General features: G+C 74.6%; 2 protein-coding genes. Both read right to left on the reverse strand.

The annotated features are described in order from the left end of the window. A partial coding sequence (locus tag ACIBQX_RS48225; protein WP_397017124.1) for a type I polyketide synthase occupies positions 1 to 4,523 on the reverse strand: 4,523 nt, incomplete at its 3' end. 44 nt (positions 4,524 to 4,567) lie between these two features. Further along, positions 4,568 to 23,458, reverse strand: a complete 18,891-nt coding sequence (locus ACIBQX_RS48230) for an SDR family NAD(P)-dependent oxidoreductase (protein WP_397017146.1) — start codon at positions 23,456 to 23,458, stop codon at positions 4,568 to 4,570. Positions 23,459 to 23,473 lie beyond the last annotated feature (15 nt).

Here is a 23,473-nt window from a genome sequence, read left to right on the forward strand (position 1 = left end):
ACCCCACCAGCCCGCAAACCCACCCGCACCTCACCAACACCCAAACCCCCACCACCACCAACGGGAACCAAGGTCAAGTTCTGGAGCGTGCCGCGTTCCGTGAAGTCCAGCCGCCAATCGGCACCATCAGGAACGGCCAGCGCCCCGCCGGGCCGGGCCAGTCGCGGTACGAGCACCTGCCCCTGCCGGACCGCGAACTCGGGCTCGCCCAGGGCCATGCCCGCCCTCAGCAGCGGGCCCAGCCCACTGGGATCAGCGGTCAGGTCATCGACGTCGGCCAGGGCCAGCCTGCCGGGATTCTCGGCCACGGCCGCCCGCACCAGACCGGTCACCGCCGACGACCGCAGCTCCAGCCCCGGCCCGGCGTCGACGGCCCGCTCGGTGACCACCAGCAGCCGTGTGCCCGCCAGGCCCCCGGCGCCCAGCCACTCCTGGACCACACCCAGCACGTCAGCGGCGAGCATCCGTGCGACCACCGGCACCGCACCATCGAGGGTGGCCTCGTCGTCGGTGGTGGTGTCCGACCCACTCGCGGGCGCATCGTGGCGGCAGCAGACGATCGCGGTGTCGGGGACGGGGGCGCCGGCATCGATGGCCGCCAGCAGTTCCCGCAGGTCTGCGTAGTGGGCGGCACCGGGAAGGCCAGGAAGGGGCTCGCGGCCGAGCACGGCCCATGGCGTCTCAGGTACGGCCGCCGCCGGGGTGGCCGGCACCCAGTCCAGGCCGAACAGGGCCTCGCGTACCAGAGCCGCGTCCTCGGTCAGGTCCACCGCCGGAAGGGCTTGGAGAGCCAGCGATCCCACCGACGCGATCAGTTCACCGGACTCGTCGGCCAGGGTCACCGTGACGCCGCCGCCCTTCGCGGCGGGGCCGATCCGGACGCGCGCGGTGGAGGCGCCGGTGGCGTGGAAGACGACATCGGTCCAGGCGAACGGCAACAGCGGGGCCGACTCCGCACGACCGGCCGCGATGCCGTGCAGGGAGGCGTCCAGCAGGGCGGGGTGCAGCCCGAACCCGGCGACGTCCACGCCATCACCCAGCGCGACCTCGGCGAAGATCTCCTCCCCTCGCCGCCACAGGGCACGCACACCCTGAAATACCGGCCCATAGGCCAGCCCGATGTCCGCCAAAGCGGGATAAAAGCCGTCCAGCGCCACCTCCACCGCCCCGAGAGGCGGCCAAGAAACAAGATCGGCCGCAGCAGCGGACGCGCCGCCAGGCACGCTCGCGGATGTACCGTCTTGCCCGGTCACGGACGTCCCGCCGGACACGCTCGCGGACGAACCACCGGACACGCTCGCGGACGTGCCGTCTGACGCCGTCGCGGACGAACCACCGGACGGGGTGCGGTCGGACGGCTCCAGGATGCCGGTGGCGTGGCGGGTCCAGGAGCCGGTGATGTCGTCGTCCTCGGCCTGCGAGTAGATCGCGACCTCGCTGCGCCCTCCGTCCAGCGAGTCGAGGACCACCTGGACCCGGACCCCGGACGCGGCGGCCGGCAGCACCAGCGGTGCGTCCATGACCAGCTCGGCCAGCCGGCCCGAGCCGATCTCATCGCCGGCCCGGACGGCCATCTCGACCAGCGCCGTCCCCGGGACGATCACTCGCCCGGCCACCACGTGGTCGGCCAGCCAGGGCTGGGAGCTCAGGCCGAGCCGCCCGGTGAGCATCAGGCCGCCGCTGGCCGCGAGGCTGACGGTGGCTCCCAGCAGCGGATGGCCGGCCACCGACTGGCCCAGCCCGCTCGCGTCGGCGCTCCCGGCAACAGGATCGAGCCAGAATCGCTGCCGGTCGAAGGCGTACGTCGGCAGATCCACCCGCCGCGCGCCGCTCCCGGCGTAGAACCGCGCCCAGTCCACCGTCGCGCCACGGGTGTACAACCGGCCCACCGCCGACACCAGGGTGACGTCCTCGTCCCGGCCGCGCCGGAGCGCCGGCACCCACGCCTCAGCCGCCTCCAGCGGGTCGTCCGCGGCAGGCGCGGCCACCACGCTCTGGGGACCCAGCGCGGACAGCACGCCGTCCGGGCCGAGCTCCACGAAGGTGCGCACGTCCCGGTCACGCAGGGCGGTGACGGCGTCGGCGAACCGCACCGGCTCGCGCACCTGGCGCACCCAGTACGCCGGATCCGTCACCTCGTCCGTCACCGGCAGGCCGGTCACCGTGGACACGAGCGCGATGGCCGGACGCTGATACGTCACCGACGCCGTGACCCGCGCGAACTCCGCCAGCATCGGCTCCATCGACGCCGAGTGGAAGGCATGCGACACCCGCAGATGCCGCACCCGTACACCCTGGGCCTCGAACCGCTCCCGCAGCTCCGACACCGCCTCGGCGGGTCCCGAGAGCACCACCGCGGCCGGACCGTTCACCGCCGCGAGCCCGACCCCGTCGCAGGTGGCCAGCAGTGGGCGGACGTCCTCCTCCCGGGCCTGGACGGCGAGCATCGCCCCGCCGGCCGGAAGGGCCTGCATCAGGCGGCCGCGCGCCGCGACCACCGCGCACGCGTCCTCCAGCGACCAGACCCCGGCCACGTGGGCGGCGGCCAACTCGCCGATGGAGTGCCCGGCCACCGCGTCCGGGCGCACTCCCCACGACTCAAGGAGCCGGAACAGCGCCACCTCGACCGCGAACAGCCCGGCCTGCGCCCACATCGTCTGGTCCAGCAGCTCGGCGTCGTCCCGGATGACGGCGGCCAGCGGCCGGCCCGGTTGACGGAGGTGTTGGTCGAGACCGGCGCAGACGGCGTCGAACGCCCGCGCGAACTCCGGGTAGGCCGCGTACAGGCCCTGTCCCATCCCGAGCCGCTGCGCGCCCTGGCCGGTGAAGACGAAGCCGACCTTGCCGGCGCTGCCCGCCGAACCGATCGCGAACTCGCCCGACTCCGGCGACGCCGCCAGGGCGGCCACACCGGACAGAAGCTCAGCCCGATCGGCCCCGACGACGACCGCCCGTCGCGTCAGGCCCGAGCGGGACGCCGCCAGCGACCAGCCCAGGTCGGCCGGGTCCAGCTCCGGACGATTCACTACGAACTCCCGCAACCGGCCGGCCTGGGCGGCCAGGCCGTCGATGTCCCGGGCCGAGAGCAGCCAGGGCACCACGGGCAGCGGCCGGGCCGCCGGAGCGTCCGTGACCGCGCTCTCCTCGTCGGGGGCCTGCTCAAGGATGACGTGCGCGTTCGTACCGGAGAAACCGAACGACGACACCCCCGCCCGGCGGGGGTGATCGGTCCGCGGCCAGGGGGTCGCCTCGGTCACCAGCTCGATCGCACCCGACGCCCAGTCGACGTGCGAGGACGGCGCGTCCACGTGCAGGGTCGCCGGTACGACGCCGTACGCCATCGCCTGGATCATCTTGATGACCCCGGCCACGCCGGCGGCGGCCTGGGTGTGACCGATGTTCGACTTGACCGAGCCCAGCAGCACCGGACGGCCTGCGTCCCGGTCCTGTCCGTAGGTGGCGAGCAGGGCGTCGGCCTCGATCGGGTCGCCCAGCCGGGTGCCCGTCCCGTGACCCTCGACCACGTCGATCTCGCCGGCCGACAACCCGGCGCCGGCCAGGGCCGACTCGATCACCCGCTGCTGGGAGGGACCGTTGGGGGCGGTCAGCCCGTTGGAGGCGCCGTCCTGGTTCACCGCGCTGCCCCGGATCACCGCCAGCACCCGGTGGCCGTTGCGGCGGGCGTCCGAGAGCCGCTCCAGGACCAGGACGCCGACCCCTTCACCCCAGCCGGTGCCGTCGGCCGCGTCGGCGTAGGCCTTGCACCGGCCGTCGGCGGCCAGGCCGCGCTGCCGGGAGAACTCCACGAAGGTGCCCGGCCTGGCCATCACCGTGACCCCGCCGGCCAGCGCCAGCGTGCACTCCCCCGAGCGCAGCGCGGACGCGGCCAGGTGCATCGCCACCAGCGACGACGAGCACGCGGTGTCCACGGTGACCGCCGGGCCCTCCAAGCCGAGCGTGTACGCCACCCGGCCGGAGGCGACGCCGCCGGAGATCCCGGTGCTGACGTACCCTTCGAGGTCGCCCACCCCACCGGCCGCGTAGTCGTGGTAGATCAGTCCGGCGAACACCCCGGTAGCCGTGCCGTGCAGCGAGACCGGGTCGATCCCGGCGTTCTCCAGGGCTTCCCACGAGGCCTCCAGCAGCAGCCGCTGCTGCGGATCCATCGCCAGCGCCTCACGCGGCGAGATCCCGAAGAACCGCGCGTCGAACTCCCCGGCGTCGTGCAGGAAGGCCCCCTCCCGCGCGTAGCTCTTGCCCACCGCCGCCGGATCAGGGTCGAAGACGCTTCCCCACTCCGGGCCCCGGTCCTGCGGGAACGGCGCAACGGCGTCCGTCCCCGTCCTCAGCAGGGTCCAGAAGTCGTCCGGCGACGCCACCCCGCCCGGGAACCGGCAGGCCATCCCGACGACGGCCATCGGCTCCAGCCGTTCGTCCTCCAGCTCGCGCAGGCGTTTGCGAGTCTGGTGGAGGTCGGTGGTGACCCGCTTGAGGTAATCACGAAGCTTTTCTTCGTTCGCCATTCGACGACCCTTTCCGTAAGCCACGAATGCGCTTCGTCCGCGCCCTAAATTCCAAGCTCTTTGTCGATGAAATCGAAGATGTCGTCGTCACCGGCCGCCTCGATCCGATCGGCGACCTCGATCTCCTCGGCGCTCTCGGCCATGCGCAGCGCGGAGAGCAGTTCCTGGACCCGTGCCGTCACCCGGGTCCGGGCGGCATCGTCCTGGAGAATCCGGGAAAGGGCTGATTCCACCTTTTCAAGCCCGGAGAATGCCTGCAGGACGCTGTTCTCCCCGGTGACGGATCCGCCCAGCAGGCGGCTGATGTGGGCGGTCAGCGCGTCGGGGGTGGGGTGGTCGAAGACGGCGGCCGCGCCGAGCCGCAGCCCGGTCGCCGTGCCGAGCCGGTTGCGCAGTTCGACCGCCGTCAGCGAGTCGAAGCCGAGCTCGCGGAAGGACTGGCTGATCTCGACGGCCTCGGCCCCGGGCAGTCCGAGGACGAGGGCCGCCTGTTCGAGGATGAGATCCCGGATCGCCTTCTCGCGGTCGTCCGGTTCGAGGGCGGTCAGCCGTGCGGCGACGTCGTTCCGGCCGCTCGCGCCCGTCCCCACCGCCCGCCGCGTCGGCCCGGACGCCGGTTTGGCGACCAGTCCGGCGGCGACGGGCGGTAGTCCGGCGCCGCCGTGGTCGCGCAGGACGGCCCGGTCGAGGCGGGCCGGGACCAGCAGCGCCCGTCCCGCACCCGGAGCCTGGCCCGCCGAACCGGTCGCCAGGTCCAGCAGGGCCAGCCCGTCGGCGGCGGTCAGCGGCACGAAGCCCTGACCGGCGAGGCGACGGCGATCGGCGTCCGACAGCGTCCCGGCCATGCCACCGGTCGTGCCGGTCGCGCCACCGGTCGTGCCGGTGACGGCCGGGTCGAGCTCCCACGGTCCCCAGGCCAGCGAGGTGGCCGCCAGCCCGGCGCGCCGGCGTTTCGCGGCCAGGGCGTCGAGCACGGTGTTGGCCGCGGCGTAGTTGCCCTGCCCCGGATTGCCCCAGATCCCGGCGATGGAGGAGAACAGGACGAACAGATCCAGATCCGTGGTGAGCTCGTGCAGGTTCCATGCGCCGTCCACCTTCGGCCGCATGACCGACTCGATCCGGTCCGGGGTCAGCGAGCCGATGACGGCGTCGTCCAGGACCCCGGCGGCGTGCACCACGCCCCGCAACGGCGCCTGCTCTCCGATGGCCGCGAGCACCGCCGCCAGCCCGGCCCGGTCGGCGGCGTCACCGGCGACGACCTGAATCCGGACGCCCGATCCGGCGAGCTCGGCCACCAGCCGCGCCGCGCCGGGAGCGACCGGCCCCCGGCGGGACAGCAGCACGAGGCACTCGGTGTTCCCTGCTGCGGCGAGGCGCCGGGCCACCAGACCGCCCAGCGCGCCCGACGCGCCCGTCACCAGTACGGTTCCGCCCTGTGCCGCCGCCGGGATCGTGAGCACGACCTTGCCGACGTTGCGGGCCTGGCTCAGGTAGCGGAACGCCTCCGGCGCCCGCCGGACGTCCCACGACGCCACCGGCAACGGCCGCAGGGTCCCCTGCGCGAACAGGTCCGACAGGGCTGCGAACATGCCCGCGATCAGCTCCGGGTCACAGTCGAGCAGGTCGAAGGCCTGGTACGACAGCCCGTCGTGATCGGCGGCGACCCGCTGCGGGTCACGGATGTCCGTCTTGCCCATCTCCACGAACCGGCCGCCCGCCCCGGCGGCCAGCCGCAGCGAGGCGTCCACGAACTCGCCCGCCAGGGAATCGAGCACCACGTCGATCCCGGAGCCGCCGGTCGCGGCCCGGAACGCGGCCTCGAACTCCACCGTCCGGGACGACGCCACCCGGGACTCGGCCAGCCCCAGCCCGCGCAGCACCGGCCACTTCGCCGGGCTCGCCGTCCCGAACACGTCCGCGCCCAGGTGGCGGGCCACCTGCACGGCGGCGATGCCGACACCGCCGGCGGCGGCGTGGATCAGCACCGACTCATCCCGACGCAGTCCGGCCAGCACCACCAGCGCGTACCAGGCGGTCAGGTACACGACCGGCGCCGCGGCGGCCTCGGCCATCGACCAGCCGGCCGGGACCGGAGCGAGCAGCCGGGCGTCCGTGACCGCCACCGGGCCGAAAGCGCCCGAGAACAGGCCCATCACCCGGTCGCCGGGCCGCAGGCCGTGCACGTCGGCGCCCACCTCGACCACGACACCGGCACCTTCGAGGCCCAGCGGTCCCGCCTCGCCCGGGTACATCCCCAGCACGTTGAGCACGTCACGGAAGTTCACCCCGGCCGCCCGCAGGCCGACCCGGACCTCGCCGGCGCCCAGCACACGGGTTCCGTCGTCGGCCGGGACCAGGGCCAGGTTCTCCAGCGTGCCCCGGCCGGTGCACTCCAGCCGCCAGCCCGCGCCCATCTCCGCGCCCGTTTCCGTACCCGTGCCCGTCCCCGTCCCCGTCGTCCGCCCGTCGCCGGTCGGCATCGACAGGCCGGTGGTCGCGCGGGCGAGCCGGGGCACCAGCACCTGACCGGCCCGGACGGCGACCTGGGCCTCGTCGACGGCGAGCGCCGCCGTGAGCGCCCCGGCCACGTCGGCCCCCGCGTCGAGGTCCACCAGGACGATCCGGTCGGGGTTCTCGGCGGCGGCGACCCGGCCCAGCCCCCAGACACCGGCCCCGGCGAGGTCGACGGCCGTCGCTCCGGCGTCGACCGCCTGCCGGGTGAGCAGCACCAGGCGCGAGCCGGCCAGGTCGTCCTCGGCCAGCCACGCCCGCACCACGGCGAGGACGTCCACCGTCGTCGCCCGGACCACCCCGGCGAGACCGGCGTTCCCACCGTCCGCACCGTCTCCATCGCCGCCATCGCCGCCATCGCCGCCGAGAGCGCAGGGCACGATCACGGTGTGCGGGGATGCGGTACGGTCCGCCGTCAGTGTCTCGACGTCCGGGTATCGGCGCACGCCGGGGAGGTCCAGGGCGGTGCCGAGGACCGCCCAGCCGCTCACGTCGGCTTCCGGCCCGGGATTCACCGGCCGGGCCGGGATCCAGTCCAGCTCGAACAGCGCCTCCTCGGCCAGTCGCGTGCCGCCGACAGGAAGGGCGCGCAGGACCAGCGAGCCGATCGAGGCGATGACCGCGCCGGTCTCGTCGGCCAAGGTCACGGACATGCCCTCGCCCGAACTCGCGGGGGCCAGCCGCACCCGCGCCACGGTGGCGCCGGTGGAGTGCACGTCCACGTCGGTCCAGGCGAACGGGAGCATCGGGGCCGCCTGATCGTCCGCCGGGTACGCCGTACCCATCAGATGCAGGGCGGCGTCGAGCAGGACCGGGTGCAGGCCGAAGCCCGCCACCGACAGGTCGTCGCCGAGGGCGACGTCGGCGAAGATCTCGTCGCCGCGACGCCAGGCCGCCCGGACTCCCTGGAAACGCGGCCCGTAGGCCAGTCCGGTGGCGGCCAGGGCCGGGTAGAAGCCGTCCAGGTCCTGCGCGACCGCGTCCGCCGGCGGCCATTCGGTCATTCCGGCGGTGGCGGGTGCTGTTCCTTCCCGCCTTGCGGCCAGCATTCCGGTGGCGTGCGCCGTCCAGGCTCCGGGATCGTCCTCGCGGCGGGAGTGGATCGTGATCTCCCGGTCGCCGTCCGGTCCGGGCGCGGTCACCGTGACCTGGATCCGGACCCCGTCAGGACCGGAGAGCACCAGGGGCCGCTGGATGACGAGCTCGCCGATCCGGGCGCATCCGGCCTCGTCGCCGGCCCGTACCGCCATCTCGACCAGCGCCGCGCCGGGCACCACCACCTGGCCGGCCACGACGTGGTCGGCCAGCCACGGCTGGGAGCTCGGCGACAGCCGCCCGGTCATGACCAGACCGCCGCCGGTGGACAGATCCAGGGCGGCGCCCAGCAGCGGGTGGTCCGAGGATTCGAAGCCCCGCCCGGCGGCGTCGATCCCGGGGCTTGCGAAGTTGAGCCAGTAGGTCTGCCGGGTGAACGCGTAGGTCGGCAGGCTCACCCGTTCGGCCCCGCTGCCGGCGTAGATCCGGGCCCAGTCGACGGCACCGCCACGGACGTGGATCAGGCTGACGGCGGAGACCACGCTCAGGGCCTCGTCCCGGGTACGGCGCAGCGCCGGGACCCACACCTCGGCGTCGGCCGGGCCGGATCCGCCGACCGCGCTGACCGTCTCAGGCTCTGCCGCCGACTGGGGGGCGAGGGCGGACAGGACGCCGTCCGGGCCGATCTCGACGAAGGTCCGGACCCCGGTCCGCCGCAACGTGGTGACGGCGTCCGCGAACCGGACCGGCTCGCGTACCTGCCGCACCCAGTACTCCGGATCGAGGACCTCGCCGGTCACCGCCGCGCCGGTGAGGGTGGACACCAGCGGGATGCGCGGCGCCGCGTACGAGACGGACCGCGTCACCTCCGCGAAGTCGGCCAGCATCGGCGTCATCAGGGCCGAGTGGAACGCGTGCGACACCCGCAGGCGCCGCACCCTGCGCCCCTCGGCCGTCCACCGCTCGGCGAGCGCGCTGACGGCGGCCTCCGGTCCCGACACGACGACCGCCTCCGGACCGTTGACGGCGGCGATCCCGACGTCCGCGAATCCGGACAGGTCGGCCAGCACGTCGTCCTCGGTGGCCGACACGGCGAGCATCGCGCCACCGGCCGGCAGCGCCTGCATCAGGCGGCCACGGGCGGCCACCACCGCGCACGCGTCGGGCAGCGACCAGACGCCGGCCACGTGCGCGGCGGCGAGTTCCCCGATCGAATGCCCGGCCACCATCGCCGGGGTCACCCCCCACGACTCCAGCAGCCGGAACAGCGCCACCTCGACCGCGAACAGCCCGGCCTGCGCCCACACCGTCTCGTCGAGAAGCCTTCCGTCAGCCGGGTGACCGCCGCCCTGGACGATGTCCCTGAGCGAGTGATCCGGCTGGTCCAGGTGCTCCTCCAGGCCGGCGACGACGGCGTCGAAGGCGTTCGCGAACACCGGGTAGGCCGCGTACAGGCCCTGCCCCATGCCGGCCCGCTGCGCGCCCTGGCCGGTGAAGACGAACGCGACCTTGCCGACGCTGCCGTCGGTCCCCGTCACCGCTCCCGGCGGCAGCGACGCCGGCGGCGTCTCGTCCGAGAGTGACTCGGCGAGGCGGGTCAGGGCGGCCCGAAGGTCGTCCGGGCCGCTGCCGACGACGACGGCCCGGTGCGGCAGCGCCGGCCGGGTCGTCACCAGCGACCAGCCGATGTCGACGGCGTCGCCGTGCTCGACGGGACCGGCGGAGTCGACGGCGTAGCCCTCCTGGGAGCGAGCGTCTGACCCGGGCGAGACGAATGCGGCCAGCCGGGCGGCCTGGGCGGCCAGGCCGGCTCGGCTGCGGGCCGAGACGACCCAGGGCACCGCCGGCAGTTCACGGCGGCCTGTGTCCGGGCGGTCATCGGTCGCGGGGACGCCGCCCACGGCGACCGGCTCGTCGGGGGCCTGCTCAAGGATGACGTGCGCGTTCGTACCGGAGAAGCCGAACGACGACACGCCCGCCCGGCGCGGCCGGTCCGTCTGCGGCCAGGCCGTCGCCTCGGTGACCAGCCGCACCGCGCCCGTCGCCCAGTCAACGTGCGAGGAGGGCGCGTCCACGTGCAGGGTCGCCGGTACGACGCCGTACGCCATCGCCTGGACCATCTTGATGATCCCGGCCACCCCGGCCGCCGCCTGGGTGTGACCGATGTTCGACTTGACCGAGCCCAGGAGCACCGGGCTGCCGGCGTCCCGGTCCTGTCCGTACGTGGCCAGCAGCGCCTGCGCCTCGATCGGGTCGCCCAGCCGGGTACCGGTCCCGTGCCCCTCGACGACGTCGACGTCACCCGGCCGCAGCCCGGCGTTGGCCAGCGCCGCCCTGATGACCCGTTGCTGCGAGGGCCCGTTGGGGGCGGTCAGCCCGTTGGAGGCGCCGTCCTGGTTCACCGCGCTGCCCCGGACCACGGCCAGGACGCGGTGCCCGTTGCGGCGGGCGTCCGGGAGCCGCTCCAGGACCAGGACGCCGACCCCTTCGCCCCAGCCGGTGCCGTCGGCCGCGTCGGCGTAGGCCTTGCACCGGCCGTCGGCGGCCAGGCCGCGCTGCCGGGAGAACTCCACGAAAGTGCCCGGGGTCGCCATCACGGTCACGCCACCGGCCAGCGCCAGCGTGCACTCCCCGGACCGCAGCGCCTGCGCGGCCAGGTGCAGCGCCACCAGGGACGACGAGCAGGCCGTGTCGATCGTCACCGCGGGCCCTTCCAGGCCGAGCGCGTACGCCACCCGGCCGGAGGCCACGCCCCCGGAGGTCCCGGTGCTGACGTACCCCTCGACCTCGCCGGGCGTCCCGCCGCCGACACCGTAGTCGTGATAGATCAGCCCGGCGAACACGCCTGTCTGGCTGCCGTGCAGCGAGAGCGGGTCGATGCCTGCGTCCTCCAGGGCCTCCCAGGACGTCTCCAGCAGCAGCCGCTGCTGCGGATCCATCGCCAGCGCCTCACGCGGCGAGATCCCGAAGAACCGCGCGTCGAAGTCTCCGGCGTCGTAGAGGAAGCCCCCTTCGGACGCGTAACTCTTCCCGGTGGCCTCCGGATCCCGGTCGACCACGCTCGTCCACTGCGGGCCCCGATCCTGCGGGAAGCCGCCCACCGTGTCGGTGCCGTCGGCCAGGAGCCGCCAGAACTCCGCGGCGGAGCCGACCCCGCCGGGGAACCGGCAGCCCATGCCCACGATCACCAGATCGTCCTCGTCCGGGACGACCCGGGAGAGGGCCTGCGGCACGACGGCGTCACGGCCGACGAGCTCGGCCCGGATGTGCCCGGCCAGCGCGACCGGCGTCGGATAGTCGAAGAGCAGCGTGGCGGGCAGCCGCAGTCCGGTGGCGGTGTTGAGCCGGTTGCGCAGCTCCAGCGCGGTCAGCGAGTCGACGCCGAGCTCCTTGAACGTGTCCCTCGCGGTGATCGACTCCGCTCCGGGCAGGCCCAGGACCAGGGCGGCCTGCGCGTGGATGAGGTCCAGGAGCACCGTCTCCTGCTCGGTCTCCGGCATCGCCGCCAGCGACCCGGCCAGAGCGTTCCCGGTGTCGTGGCGGACCGCGCCGGCCCTGCGCCGGGAGGCGCGGCGGATCACCGCCGACAGCAGCGGCGCGACGTCGCCGGCCGCCTCCAGCGCGGCCGGGTCGAGGCGGGCCGGGACGAGCATGGACCTGCCGGTCGCGGCGGCGGCGTCCAGCAGGGCGAGGCCCTCGCTCCCGGTCAGCGGCAGCGCCCCGGAACGGCTGAGCCGCTCCCAGTCGGCCTGGCCCAGCTCGGCGGTCATCCCGTTCTCCTGCTGCCACGGCCCCCAGGCGAGGGAGACCGCGGGCAGGCCCTGGGCCCGGCGGCGGGCGGCCAGCGCGTCCAGGAAGGTGTTCGCCGCCGCGTAGTTGCCCTGCCCGGGGTTGCCCCAGATCCCGGCGATCGAGGAGAACAGCACGAACAGGTCCAGGTCCAGGTGCCGGGTCAGCTCGTGCAGCTGCCAGGCGCCGTCCACCTTGGGCCGCAGCACCGCCGCCACCCGATCCGGGGTCAGCGCGCCGATCACGCCGTCGTCCAGAAGCCCGGCCGCGTGCACCACCCCGCGCAACGGCGCCGGCTCCGGGACCGCCGCGAGGATCGCGGCCAGCTGGTCCCGGTCGGCGACGTCACCGGCCCGTACCTGGACCGCGGCTCCCTGCCCGGCCAGCTCGGCGGCCAGCGCCGCCACGCCGGGGGCCTGCGGTCCACGGCGGGACAGCAGCAGCAGGTTCCCGGTGGCCGGGCGGGCGGCGAGGTGCCGGGCGACCAGTCCGCCGAGCGCCCCCGACGCGCCGGTGATCAGCACCGTCCCGGCCGGGTCGGTGGGCGCGGGGATGGTCAGGACGATCTTGCCCACGTTGCGGGCCTGGCTCAGGTACCGGAACGCCTCCGGTGCCCTGCGGACGTCCCAGCAGGTCACCGGCAGCGGCCTCAGCACGCCGCGCGCGAACAGCTTCGACAGGGCCGCGAACATCTCCGCGATCCGGTCCGGACCGGTGTCGAACAGGTCGAAGGCCTGGTAGGCGAGGCCGTCGTGGTCGGCGGCGATCCGCTCCGGGTCGCGCACGTCGGTCTTGCCCATCTCGACGAACCGGCCACCGGGGCCGGCCGCCAGCCTGGCCGAGGCGTCGACGAAGGGCCCGGCCAGGGAGTCCAGGACCACGTCGACCCCGGCGCCGCCGGTCGCGGCCCGGAAGGCGTCCTCGAAGTCCAGCGTCCGGGACGAGGCCACGTGCGTCTCCGGCAGGCCGAGCTCCCGCAGCACCGGCCATTTCGACGGGCTTGCGGTGCCGTACACCTCGGCCCCCAGGTGCTGGGCCAGCTGGACGGCGGCGATGCCGACGCCACCGGCGGCGGCGTGGATCAGGACGGTTTCGCCGTCGTCCAATCCGGCCAGGTCCACGAGGGCGTAGTAGGCGGTGAGGAAGACCACCGGGGCGGCGGCCGCCTCGGTCAGGGTCCAGCCCGCCGGGACCGGGGCCAGCAGCCGCGCGTCCGTGACGGCCATCGGGCCGAAGGCATCGGTGAACAGGCCCATCACCGGGTCCCCGGGGTTCAGGCCGGTCACGCCAGGACCGGTCTCCAGGACGATGCCGGCGCCTTCGAGGCCCAGCCGGCCGGCTTCGCCCGGGTACATGCCCAGGACGTTGAGGACGTCCCGGAAGTTCACCCCTGCGGCGCGCAGTCCCACGCGTACCTGGCCCGGCCGGACCGGTGGCCGCTCGCCGGCCGGGGCGAGGACCAGGTTCTCCAGGGTGCCGCGCTCGGTGAAGTCGAGCCGCCAGGCGTCGGCGTTCGCGGGCACCGGCAGCGCCTCCGCCGGGCGGCCGAGGCGGGGCAGCCGGATCTCTCCCTGCCGGACGGCGAACTCCGGCTCGCCGATCCGCGTCCCGGCGGCCAGGAGCGATCCGACGCCGGTCCCTTCGTCGATGTCGGCCAGGACGAAGCGGCCCGGGTTCTCCGCCGTCGCCACGCGGAGCAGCCCCTGGACCGTGGCCGAGGCGGGGTCCGGCACCGCGCCGGGGCCGGCGTCCACGGCCCGCCGGGTGACGACCAGCAGCCGCGCTCCGGGCAGACCGTCGGCCGCCAGCCAATCCTGGACCGCGCCGAGCGTGGCGGCGGCGAGCGTCCGCGCGGTGGTCGCCGCGTCCGCCCGATCCTGGACCTCGCCGAGCGTGCGCGTGGTGGTCGCCCGGTTCTGGGCCGCGTCCAGCGCGCTCGTGGTGGTCGTCGTGTCCGGGGTCAGCGGGTCGTGCGCGGTAGCGGGCAGTACGACGACGTCGGGGATCGCGGCGCCGGCCGCCACCGCCGCCGACAGCTCGGCCAGGTCGGCGTAATGGGCCGCCCCGGGCAGATCCAGTACGAGTTCGCCGTCCAGAACGGCCCAGCGGGTCAGGTCGGGGTGGGAGGCGTCTGCGGAGCCGGGGTCGAGGCGAGCCGGGATCCAGGAGACCTCGAACAGCGCCTCCGCGTCAGACGCCATGTCGGACGCCGTGTCGTCGCCGAATCCGCCGGCCGGAAGAGCCCGCAGGACGAGGGATCGGATCGAGGCGACCAGCTCACCGGTCTGGTCGGCCAGGGTGACCGAGTGCCCGTCGCCTGACTCGGCCGGGGCCAGCCGGACCCGGACCGTGTCGGCGTGGGTGGCGTGGACGACGACGTCGGTCCAGGCGAACGGGAGCAGCGGGCCGCCTTCGGTGTCGTCCTGCAGCCCTATGAGGTGCAGGCAGGCGTCCAGAAGGGCCGGGTGGACGCCGAACCCGGCGACGGCCGTTCCCTCAGCGAGCGCCACCTCGGCGAAGATCTCCGCGCCGCGCCGCCAGCCCTTGCGGACCGCGCGGAACGCCGGCCCGTAGCTGAGACCCGATCGGGCCAGCGCCGGGTACAGATCGTGCAGATCCTGCTCGATCGCCCCGGCCGGCGGCCACTGGGCCAGCCCGCCGCCGTCCGGCTGTCCCTGGGTCAGGCCGGTGCCGTCCGGCGGCCCCTGGGGCAGGCCGGCACCGGCCGGCGAGTGCTCCTCGGCAGTGGCCAGGACGCCGGTGGCGTGCCGGGTCCACGGATCTGGACCGGTCAGTGCGGCGGGCTTCTCCCGCTGGGAGTAGATGCTCACGGCGCTGCGCCCGGTCTCGTCGGCCGCCTCCAGGGTGACCTGGATCCGGGTGCCGCCGTCGGCGGGCAGGAGCAGCGGCTTCTCGATCACCAGCTCGGCGAGCCGGGTCTGGCCTGTCTCGTCCCCCGCGCGGACGGCCATCTCGACCAGGGCGGCGCCGGGGACGACGATCCGGCCGGCCACCACGTGGTCGCCCAGCCACGGCTGGGACCGCGCCGACAGCCGGCCGGTCAGCATCAGACCGCCCGTGGCCATGGTGACGCTCGCGCCGAGCAGCGGGTGAGCGGCCCCGGACTGGCCGAGACCGGCCGGGTCCGCCGTGCCGGTGGCGGCGTCCAGCCAGTACCGCTGCCGGGTGAAGGCGTAGGTGGGCAGGTCCACCCGCCGGGCGTCGGTCCCGGCGTAGAACCGCGGCCAGTCCACCGTTCCCCCGCGAACCTGGATCCCGGCCAGCGCCGACGCCAGGGTGAACGCCTCGTCCCGGTCGCGGCGCAGGACCGGGATCCAGGCGTCGTCGTCCGCCGTCCGCGAGCCCAGCGCGGTGAGCACCGCGTCGGGGCCGATCTCCATGAACGTCCGCACACCACTGTCCCGCAGCGCGGTGACGGCGTCGGCGAAGCGGACCGGCTCGCGCACCTGGCGCACCCAGTACGCCGGATCCAGCACCTCATCGGTCACCGGCCGGCCGGTCAACGTCGACACGATCGGGATCCGAGGCGGCGCGTACGACACCGACGCCGTCACGGCGGCGAACCCGGCCAGCATCGGCTCCATCAGCGGCGAATGGAACGCGTGCGACACCCGCAACCGCCGCACCCGCACCCCACGAGCCGCGAACGCGTCCTCCACCGCCGCGACCGCCGCAGCCGGACCGGAGACCACCACGGCCTCCGGCCCGTTCACCGCCGCGATCCCCACGCCCTCGACCCCGGCCAGAACCGTACGAACGTCATCCTCACCCGCCCGGACCGAGAGCATCGCCCCACCGGCGGGCAGCGCCTGCATCAACCGGCCCCGAGCCGCCACCACCGCGCAGGCGTCGGCCAGCGACCAGACGCCCGCGACGTGCGCGGCGGCCAGCTCACCGATCGAATGCCCGGCCACCACCGCCGGCGTCACCCCCCAGGACTCCAGCAGCCGGAACAACGCCACCTCGACCGCGAACAAGCCCGCCTGCGCCCACACCGTCTGATCCAGCGCATCGGGGTCGGCGCCGTGCACGACCGCTCGCACGGACTGGTCCAGGTGCTCCTCCAGGCCGGCGCAGACCGCGTCGAACGCGGCGGCGAACACCGGATACGCCGCGTACAGCCGCTGCCCCATGCCGAGCCGCTGCGCGCCCTGACCGGTGAACACGAAACCGACCTTGCCCACCGACCCGGCGGTACCGGTCACCACACCCGACGGCGGCTGACCGGCCGGCGCCGCCGCCAGTTCGGCCAGCCGGGACAGCAGTTCGTCCCGATCCGCGCCCAGCACGACCGCCCGCTCGGGCAGACCCGCCCGCGCCGTCGCCAGCGACCAGCCGACATCGGCCGGCTCCATCTCCGGACGACCCAGGACGAACTCCCGCAACCGGCCCGCCTGGGCGGCCAGCCCGTCGGTGCTCCGGGCCGAGATCAGCCACGGCACCACCGGCAGCGCGTCGGTGTCACGCTCAGTGTCACGCTCGGTGTCACGCTCGGTGTCACGCTCGGTGTCGCGCCGGCTCCGGAGGGTTTCGGGGGCCTGCTCCAGGATGACGTGCGCGTTCGTACCGGAGAAACCGAACGACGACACTCCCGCCCGGCGCGGCCGGTCCGTCTCCGGCCAGGCCGTCGCCTCGGTCACCAGCCGGACCGAACCGGCGGCCCAGTCCACGTGCGCCGACGGCTCGTCCACGTGCAGGGTCGCCGGGACCACGCCGTGGGCCATCGCCTGGACCATCTTGATGACCCCGGCCACTCCGGCCGCCGCCTGGGTATGACCGATGTTCGACTTGACCGAGCCCAGGAGCACCGGCCGGCCGGCGTCGCGGCCCTGGCCGTAGGTGGCGATCAGTGCCTCGGCCTCGATCGGGTCGCCCAGCCGGGTGCCCGTCCCGTGGCCCTCGATCACGTCGACGTCCTCCGGTCGCAGGCCGGCGTTCTCCAGGGCGGTGCGGATCACCCGCTGCTGCGACGGCCCGTTGGGGGCGGTCAGGCCGTTGGAGGCGCCGTCCTGGTTGACCGCGGTCCCGGCCACCACGGCGAGGACCCGGTGACCGTTGCGGCGGGCGTCCGAGAGCCGTTCGACGACCAAGACCCCGACGCCCTCACCCCAGCCGGTGCCGTCGGCGGACCCCGCGAACGCCTTGCACCGGCCGTCGGCGGCCAGGCCGCGCTGCCGGGCGAATTCGAGGAACGTGCCCGGGGTCGCCATCACGGTCACGCCGCCGGCCAGCGCCAGCGAGCACTCCCCCGACCGCAGCGCCTGAACGGCCAGGTGCAGCGCCACCAGGGACGACGAGCAGGCCGTGTCGACGGTCACCGCAGGGCCTTCAAGCCCCAGGGCGTACGCCACCCGTCCGGACGCGACCCCGCCGGAGCCGCCCGTGCTCAGGTACCCCTGGACCTCGTCGGGCATCGCCGCGCCCGCGCCGTAGTCGTGATAGATCAGCCCGGCGAACACGCCTGTCTGACTGCCGTGCAGCGAGAGCGGGTCGATGCCGGCGTCCTCCAGCGCCTCCCAGGACGTCTCCAGCAGCAACCGCTGCTGCGGATCCATCGCCAGCGCCTCACGCGGCGAGATCCCGAAGAACTGGGCGTCGAAATCCCCGGCGTCGTAGAGGAAGGCCCCTTCGGGCGTGTGCGGCTCCTGGTCGAAGACGCCTTCCCAGAGCGGGCCGCGATCCCGGGGAAACGGCGAGACCGCGTCCGTGCCGGCGGAGACCAGGTCCCAGAACTCCCCGGCGGACCCGATCCCACCCGGGAACCGGCAGCCGATGCCGACGATCACGAACTCGTCGCCGTCCGGCTGCTCCGCCCGGGACCGGGTCGCCGTCACGCTCGCCGGGGCCGGGCCGGTGGACGTCCCCAGCAGGGTCGTGCCCAGGAAATCTGCCAGCAGGGCCGGCGTCGGATGGTCGAACACGACGCCGGCGGGCAGCCGCAGGGCGGTGACCGCGTTCAGCCGGTTGCGCAGTTCGACCGCCGTCAGTGAGTCGATCCCGAGCTCCCGGAAGGACCGGGTCGCCTCGACCGCTGCCGGCCCGGACATGCCCAGGACCAACGCGACCTGGGCTCGGACCAGGTCGCGCACGGCCTCGTCGCGATCGGCCTCGGGCAGCGCGGCCAGCCGCTCGGCGAGTCCGCCCCGGCCGTCCGCCGGTGCCGAACCGACGGCGCGGCGCGTACGTCCTGCGGCTGTGGAGGGCGGCGGACCGGACAGGAGCGCAGGGTGGGTGCGCCCCGCGGTGATGGGCGCGGTCAGATCAGACAGCAGTGCGGGGTGGGTGGCGCCGGGGCGCAGGTCCAGACGGGCCGGGACGAGCAGGGCCTGTCCGAGGGTGGCGACGGCGTCCAGCAGGCTGAGCCCGTCGGCGCCGGTGTGCGGGGCCAGGCCCTGACGGGCCATCCGCCGCCAGTCCGCCTCGGTGAGGGCTGCGGCCATGCCCCCGGTCGGCGTCTCGCCGACCTGCCAGGGGCCCCAGGCCAAGGATGTCGCCGGCAGACCGGCCCGGCGACGGTGGCCGGCGAGCGCGTCCAGGAAGGTGTTCGCGGCGGCGTACGCGGCCTGCCCGGGGTTGCCCCAGAGCCCGGCGACCGAGGAGAAGAGCACGAACCGGTCCAGGTCGAGATGGCGGGTGAGGCGGTGCAGGTTCCAGGCGCCGTCGACCTTGGGCCGCAGCACGGCGTCGGCCCGGGCGGGGGTCAGGGCCTGGATGACGCCGTCGTCGAGCACTCCGGCGGCGTGCACGACCGCACGCAGCGGGGAATCGGCGGGCACGGCCGCGAGGACGGCGGCGAGCCGGTCATGGTCGGCCACGTCGGCGGCGACCAGCCGTACCCCCGTGCCGAGTGTGTACAGATCGGCGGCGAGGGCGCCCATACCGGGCGCGTCCGGGCCGCGTCGGGACAGCAGAAGCAGGTTCCCGGCGGTCTCGCGGGCGGCGAGATGCCGGGCGAGCAGACCGCCCAGAGCGCCCGAAACGCCGGTCACCAGTGTGGTTCCCCGAGGTTCGGCGACGGGCGCGGGCATGGTCAGGACGACCTTGCCCACGTTGCGGGCCTGGCTCAGGTGCCGGAACGCCTCCGGCGCGCGGCGGACGTCCCAGCAGGTCACCGGCAGCGGCCGGAGCTCCCGCCGGGCGAACAGGCCGGACAGGGCGGTGAACATCCGCGCGATCTGCTCCGGATCGAGCTCCAGCAGGTCGAACGCCTGGTAGACGAGACCTCGATGGTCGCGGGCCACCTGCTCGGCGTCCCGGATGTCGGCCTTGCCGATCTCGATGAACCGGCCACCGGGACCGGCGGCCAAGCGCAACGACGCGTCGACGAACTCCCCCGCCAGCGAGTCCAGGACGACGTCGATCCCGGCCCGGAAACGGGTCTCGAAGTCGACCGTGCGCGACGAGGCCAGATGGGCGTCGTCCAGGCCTTCTTCGCGTAACAGATCCCACTTGGACGGGCTGGCGGTGCCGAACACCTCCGCGCCCAGATGCCGTGCCACCTGCACGGCGGCCGAGCCGACGCCACCGGCGGCGGCGTGGATCAGCACCGACTCACCGGCTCGCAGGCCCGCCAGGGTGACCAGCGCGTGCCAGGCGGTGAGGTAGACGACCGGCGCGGCGGCTGCCTCGGCCAGCGTCCACCCGGCCGGGACCGGGGCCAGCAGGCGGGCGTCCGTGACCGCCAGCGGGCCGAAGGCCCCGGAGAACAGGCCCATCACGAGGTCGCCGGGGCGCAGGCCGGTGACGTCCTGGCCCACCTCCAGGACGACACCGGCACCCTCCAGGCCGAGCTGGCCCGGGTCGCCGGGGTACATGCCGAGGACGTTCAGCACATCGCGGAAGTTCACCCCAGCGGCCCGCAGACCGACCCGGACCTCGGTGGCGCCCAACGTCCGGCCACCGGACTCGGTGGCCGCCAGGCCGATGTTCTCCAACGTGCCCCGCTCAGCACATTCCAGCCGCCACCCACCCTGCACACGACCGCCCTGCGGGCGACCGTCCTGCGGGCGACCAGCCTGGGGGCGGCCGTCGGTCTGCCGACCGTCCGTCGGGAGTGGCAGGCCGGGACTGACGCGGGCCAGGCGGGGTGCCAGAAGCCGACCAGCCCGTACGGCGATCTGCGGTTCGCCCGAGGCCATGGCCTCGGCCAGGGATTCCGTGGTCCCGGCGGCGTCCAGGTCGACCAGGACGACGCGGTCGGGGTGCTCGGACTGGGCCACCCGGACCAGGCCCCACACACCGGCGACGGTGACGTCGACGTCGACGGCTCCGGCGTCCACGGCCCGCTCGGTCAGCACCACCAACCGGGACGCGCTCAGCTGGTCGGCGAGCAGGAATTCCTGGACCACCGCCAGGGCGTACAGGGTCGTTTCGCGCGCGCGTGCGGCCACGTCGGGCGCCTGATCAGGAAAGCTCGTGTCGCGGCGGTCCATCGAAGGACGCCCTGACCGGCGGCGAGCTCGGCCTGCACCTCCCTGCCCACCGGCGCCGGGGGCGTCACAGGCAGGATCTTGAGGACGGAAGAGGACGGTCTCGGGGACGGGCGCGCCGGCTGCGATCGCGGCCAGCAGCGCCGCCACGTCGTCATAGGCGGTCGCCTCGGGTGGGGCGGCTCGGCGATCGGAGCCCAGCACGGCCCAGCCGCTCGGCGCGGGAACGGCGGTCGTCGTCTCGGCGGTCGTCGTCTCGGCGGGGACCCAGTTCAGCTCGAACAGGGCTTCCCCGGCGACCGTGCCCGCCGCCGGAAGAGGGCGCAGGACCAGGGATCCGACGGTGGCGATCAGGCCGCCGCTCTCGTCGGCCAGGATCAGCGACACACCGTCGCCGCTGCTCAAGGGCGCGATCCGGACCCTGGCGGTGGATGCGCCGGTGGCGTGGACGACGGCGTCTGTCCAGGTGAACGGCAGCAGCGGTCCGGATTCTCCGTCACCGCCGGCTGCGGCGATCAGGTGCAGGGCGGCGTCGAGCAGGACCGGGTGCAGGCCGAAACCGGCGACGTCCGTACCCTCACCGAGCCCGACCTCGACGAAGACCTCCTCGCCGCGCCGCCACGCCCGGCGCACCCCCTGGAACGCGGGGCCGTAGGGCAGCCCGGCACGGGCCAGATCCGCGTAGAGGCCGGTCAGGTCCTCGACGACCGCCCCGGACGGCGGCCAGGCGAGCAGCGCGGCGGCCGCCTCGACGTCGGCGCCGGCCCCGGCGTGCGTTACGGGATCGTCAGCCGAGGCCAGGACACCAGTGGCGTGACAGGTCCAGGGGCCGGTCCCCTGCTCGGGCCGGGAGGAGATGTCATCCGGGCCGCCGCCCTCGGGCCGGTCATGAAGGACGTCCCAGTCACCCCGCTCACGCCGGGAATGGGCGGCGTCCCGGTCACCCAATTCGGGCCGGGAGTGGATGGTCAGGGTCCGGTCGCCGTGGTCGTCGGGTTCGCCGACGGTGATGCGGACCTGGATCCCGTACCGGGCGGGCAGCACCATCGGGACCTGGATGACCAGCTCGGCCAGCCGGGGAGTGCCGGCCTCGTCGCCGGCCCGGACGGCCATCTCGACCAGGGCGGCTCCGGGGACGACGACCTGACCGGCGACGACGTGGTCGGCCAACCACGGCTGGGCGGCCAGGGACAGCCGCCCGGTGAGCACCAGCCCGCCGCTGGCGGGCAGCTCGACCACGGTGCCGAGCAGCGGATGCCCGGACGCCGTCAGCCCGATGTCCCGGGGCCGTCCGCTGACCGGCGGCGTCAGCCAGTACCGCTGCCGGGAGAATGCGTACGTGGGCAGATCCACCCGCCGGGCTCCCGCGCCGGCGTAGAACCGCGACCAGTCCACGACGCCGCCACGGGCGCTGAGCCGGCCCACCGCCGACACGAGGGTGTGCGCCTCGTCGCGGTCCCGCCGCAGCGTGGGAATCCACGCCTCACCGGCGTTCTCGCCCGAGGAGCCGCCGGTCGCCGAGCCGAGGGCGGTCAGCACGGCGTCGGGGCCGATCTCCACGAACGTGCGCACGCCGCTCTCCCGCAATGCGGTGACGGCGTCGGCGAACCGGACCGGCTCACGCACCTGCCGCACCCAGTACCCCGGATCCAGCAGCTCGTCCGTCACCGGCCGCCCGGTGAGCGTCGACACCAGCGGGATGCGCGGCGCCGAGCAGGACACCGACGCCGCCACGGCGGCGAAGTCGGCCAGCATCGGCTCCATCAGCGACGAATGGAACGCGTGCGACACCCGCAACCGCCGCACCCGCACCCCACGAGCCGCGAATACGTCCTCCACCGCCGAAACCGCCGCCTCCGGCCCGGAGACCACCACGGCCTCCGGCCCGTTCACCGCCGCGATCCCCACGCCCTCGACCCCGGCCAGAACCGTACGGACGTCGTCCTCACCCGCCTGGACCGAAAGCATCGCCCCACCCGGAGGCAGGGCCTGCATCAGCCGGCCACGAGCCGCCACGACGGCGCACGCGTCGTCCAGCGACCACACCCCGGCCACATGCGCGGCCGCGAGCTCACCGATCGAATGCCCGGCCACCGCCGCCGGCGTCACACCCCACGACTCCAGCAACCGGAAGAGAGCCACCTCGACCGCGAACAGCCCCGCCTGCGCCCACACCGTGTCATCGAGGCGACCGGCGCCGCCGATGACCTCCTTCAACGACGGTCCCGGCTGATCCAGGTGCTTCTCCAGCCCGGCGCAGACCGCGTCGAACGCGGCGGCGAACACCGGGTAGGCCGCGCACAGCTGCCGGCCCATCCCGGCCCGCTGCGCGCCCTGCCCGGTGAACACGAAACCGACCTGGCCCACCGGCCCATCGGACGGCGCGGCCGCCATCTCGGCCAGCCCGGACAGCAGCTCATCGCGGTCCGCGCCCACCACGACGGACCGACGGGGCAGGCGGGTCCGGGTCGTCGCCAGCGACCAGCCGACGTCGACCGGGTCCAGCTCCGGCCGGGCCAGCACGTACTTCCGCAACCGCCGCGCCTGCGCGGCGAGGCCCGGCTCGTCACGCGCGGACAGCATCCACGGCACCGCCGGCAACCGCCCATGCGGTACGTCTCCGCCGGCGGTGTCGTCGGGCGCCTGCTCCAGGATGACGTGCGCGTTGGTGCCGCTGATCCCGAACGCCGACACCCCGGCCCGTCGCGGCCGTCCCCGGTCCGGCCAGGTCTCCGGCTCGGTCAGCAGTCGCACCGTTCCGGACGACCAGTCCACGTGCTGGGACGGCGCGTCGGCGTGCAGGGTGCGGGGCAGCAGGCCGTTCCGCAGGGCCAGGACCATTTTGATGATCCCGGCCGCGCCGGCCGCCCACTGGGTGTGCCCGATGTTCGACTTCACCGTGCCCAGCCACAGTGGCCGGTCGGCGTCCCGGTCCTGCCCGTAGGTGGCCAGCAGGGCCTGGGCCTCGATCGGGTCGCCGAGCATGGTGCCGGTCCCGTGCGCCTCGACCGCGTCGACGTCGTCCGCGCTGAGCCCGGCGCCGGCCAGGGCGGCCCGGATGACGCGTTGCTGGGCCGGTCCGTTCGGGGCCGTCAGGCCGTTGGAGGCGCCGTCCTGGTTGACGGCGCTGCCGGCCACCACGGCCAGCACCCGGTGCCCGTTCCG

The sequence above is a fragment of the Nonomuraea sp. NPDC049714 genome (genome assembly GCF_044465295.1).
Taxonomy (GTDB): domain Bacteria; phylum Actinomycetota; class Actinomycetes; order Streptosporangiales; family Streptosporangiaceae; genus Nonomuraea.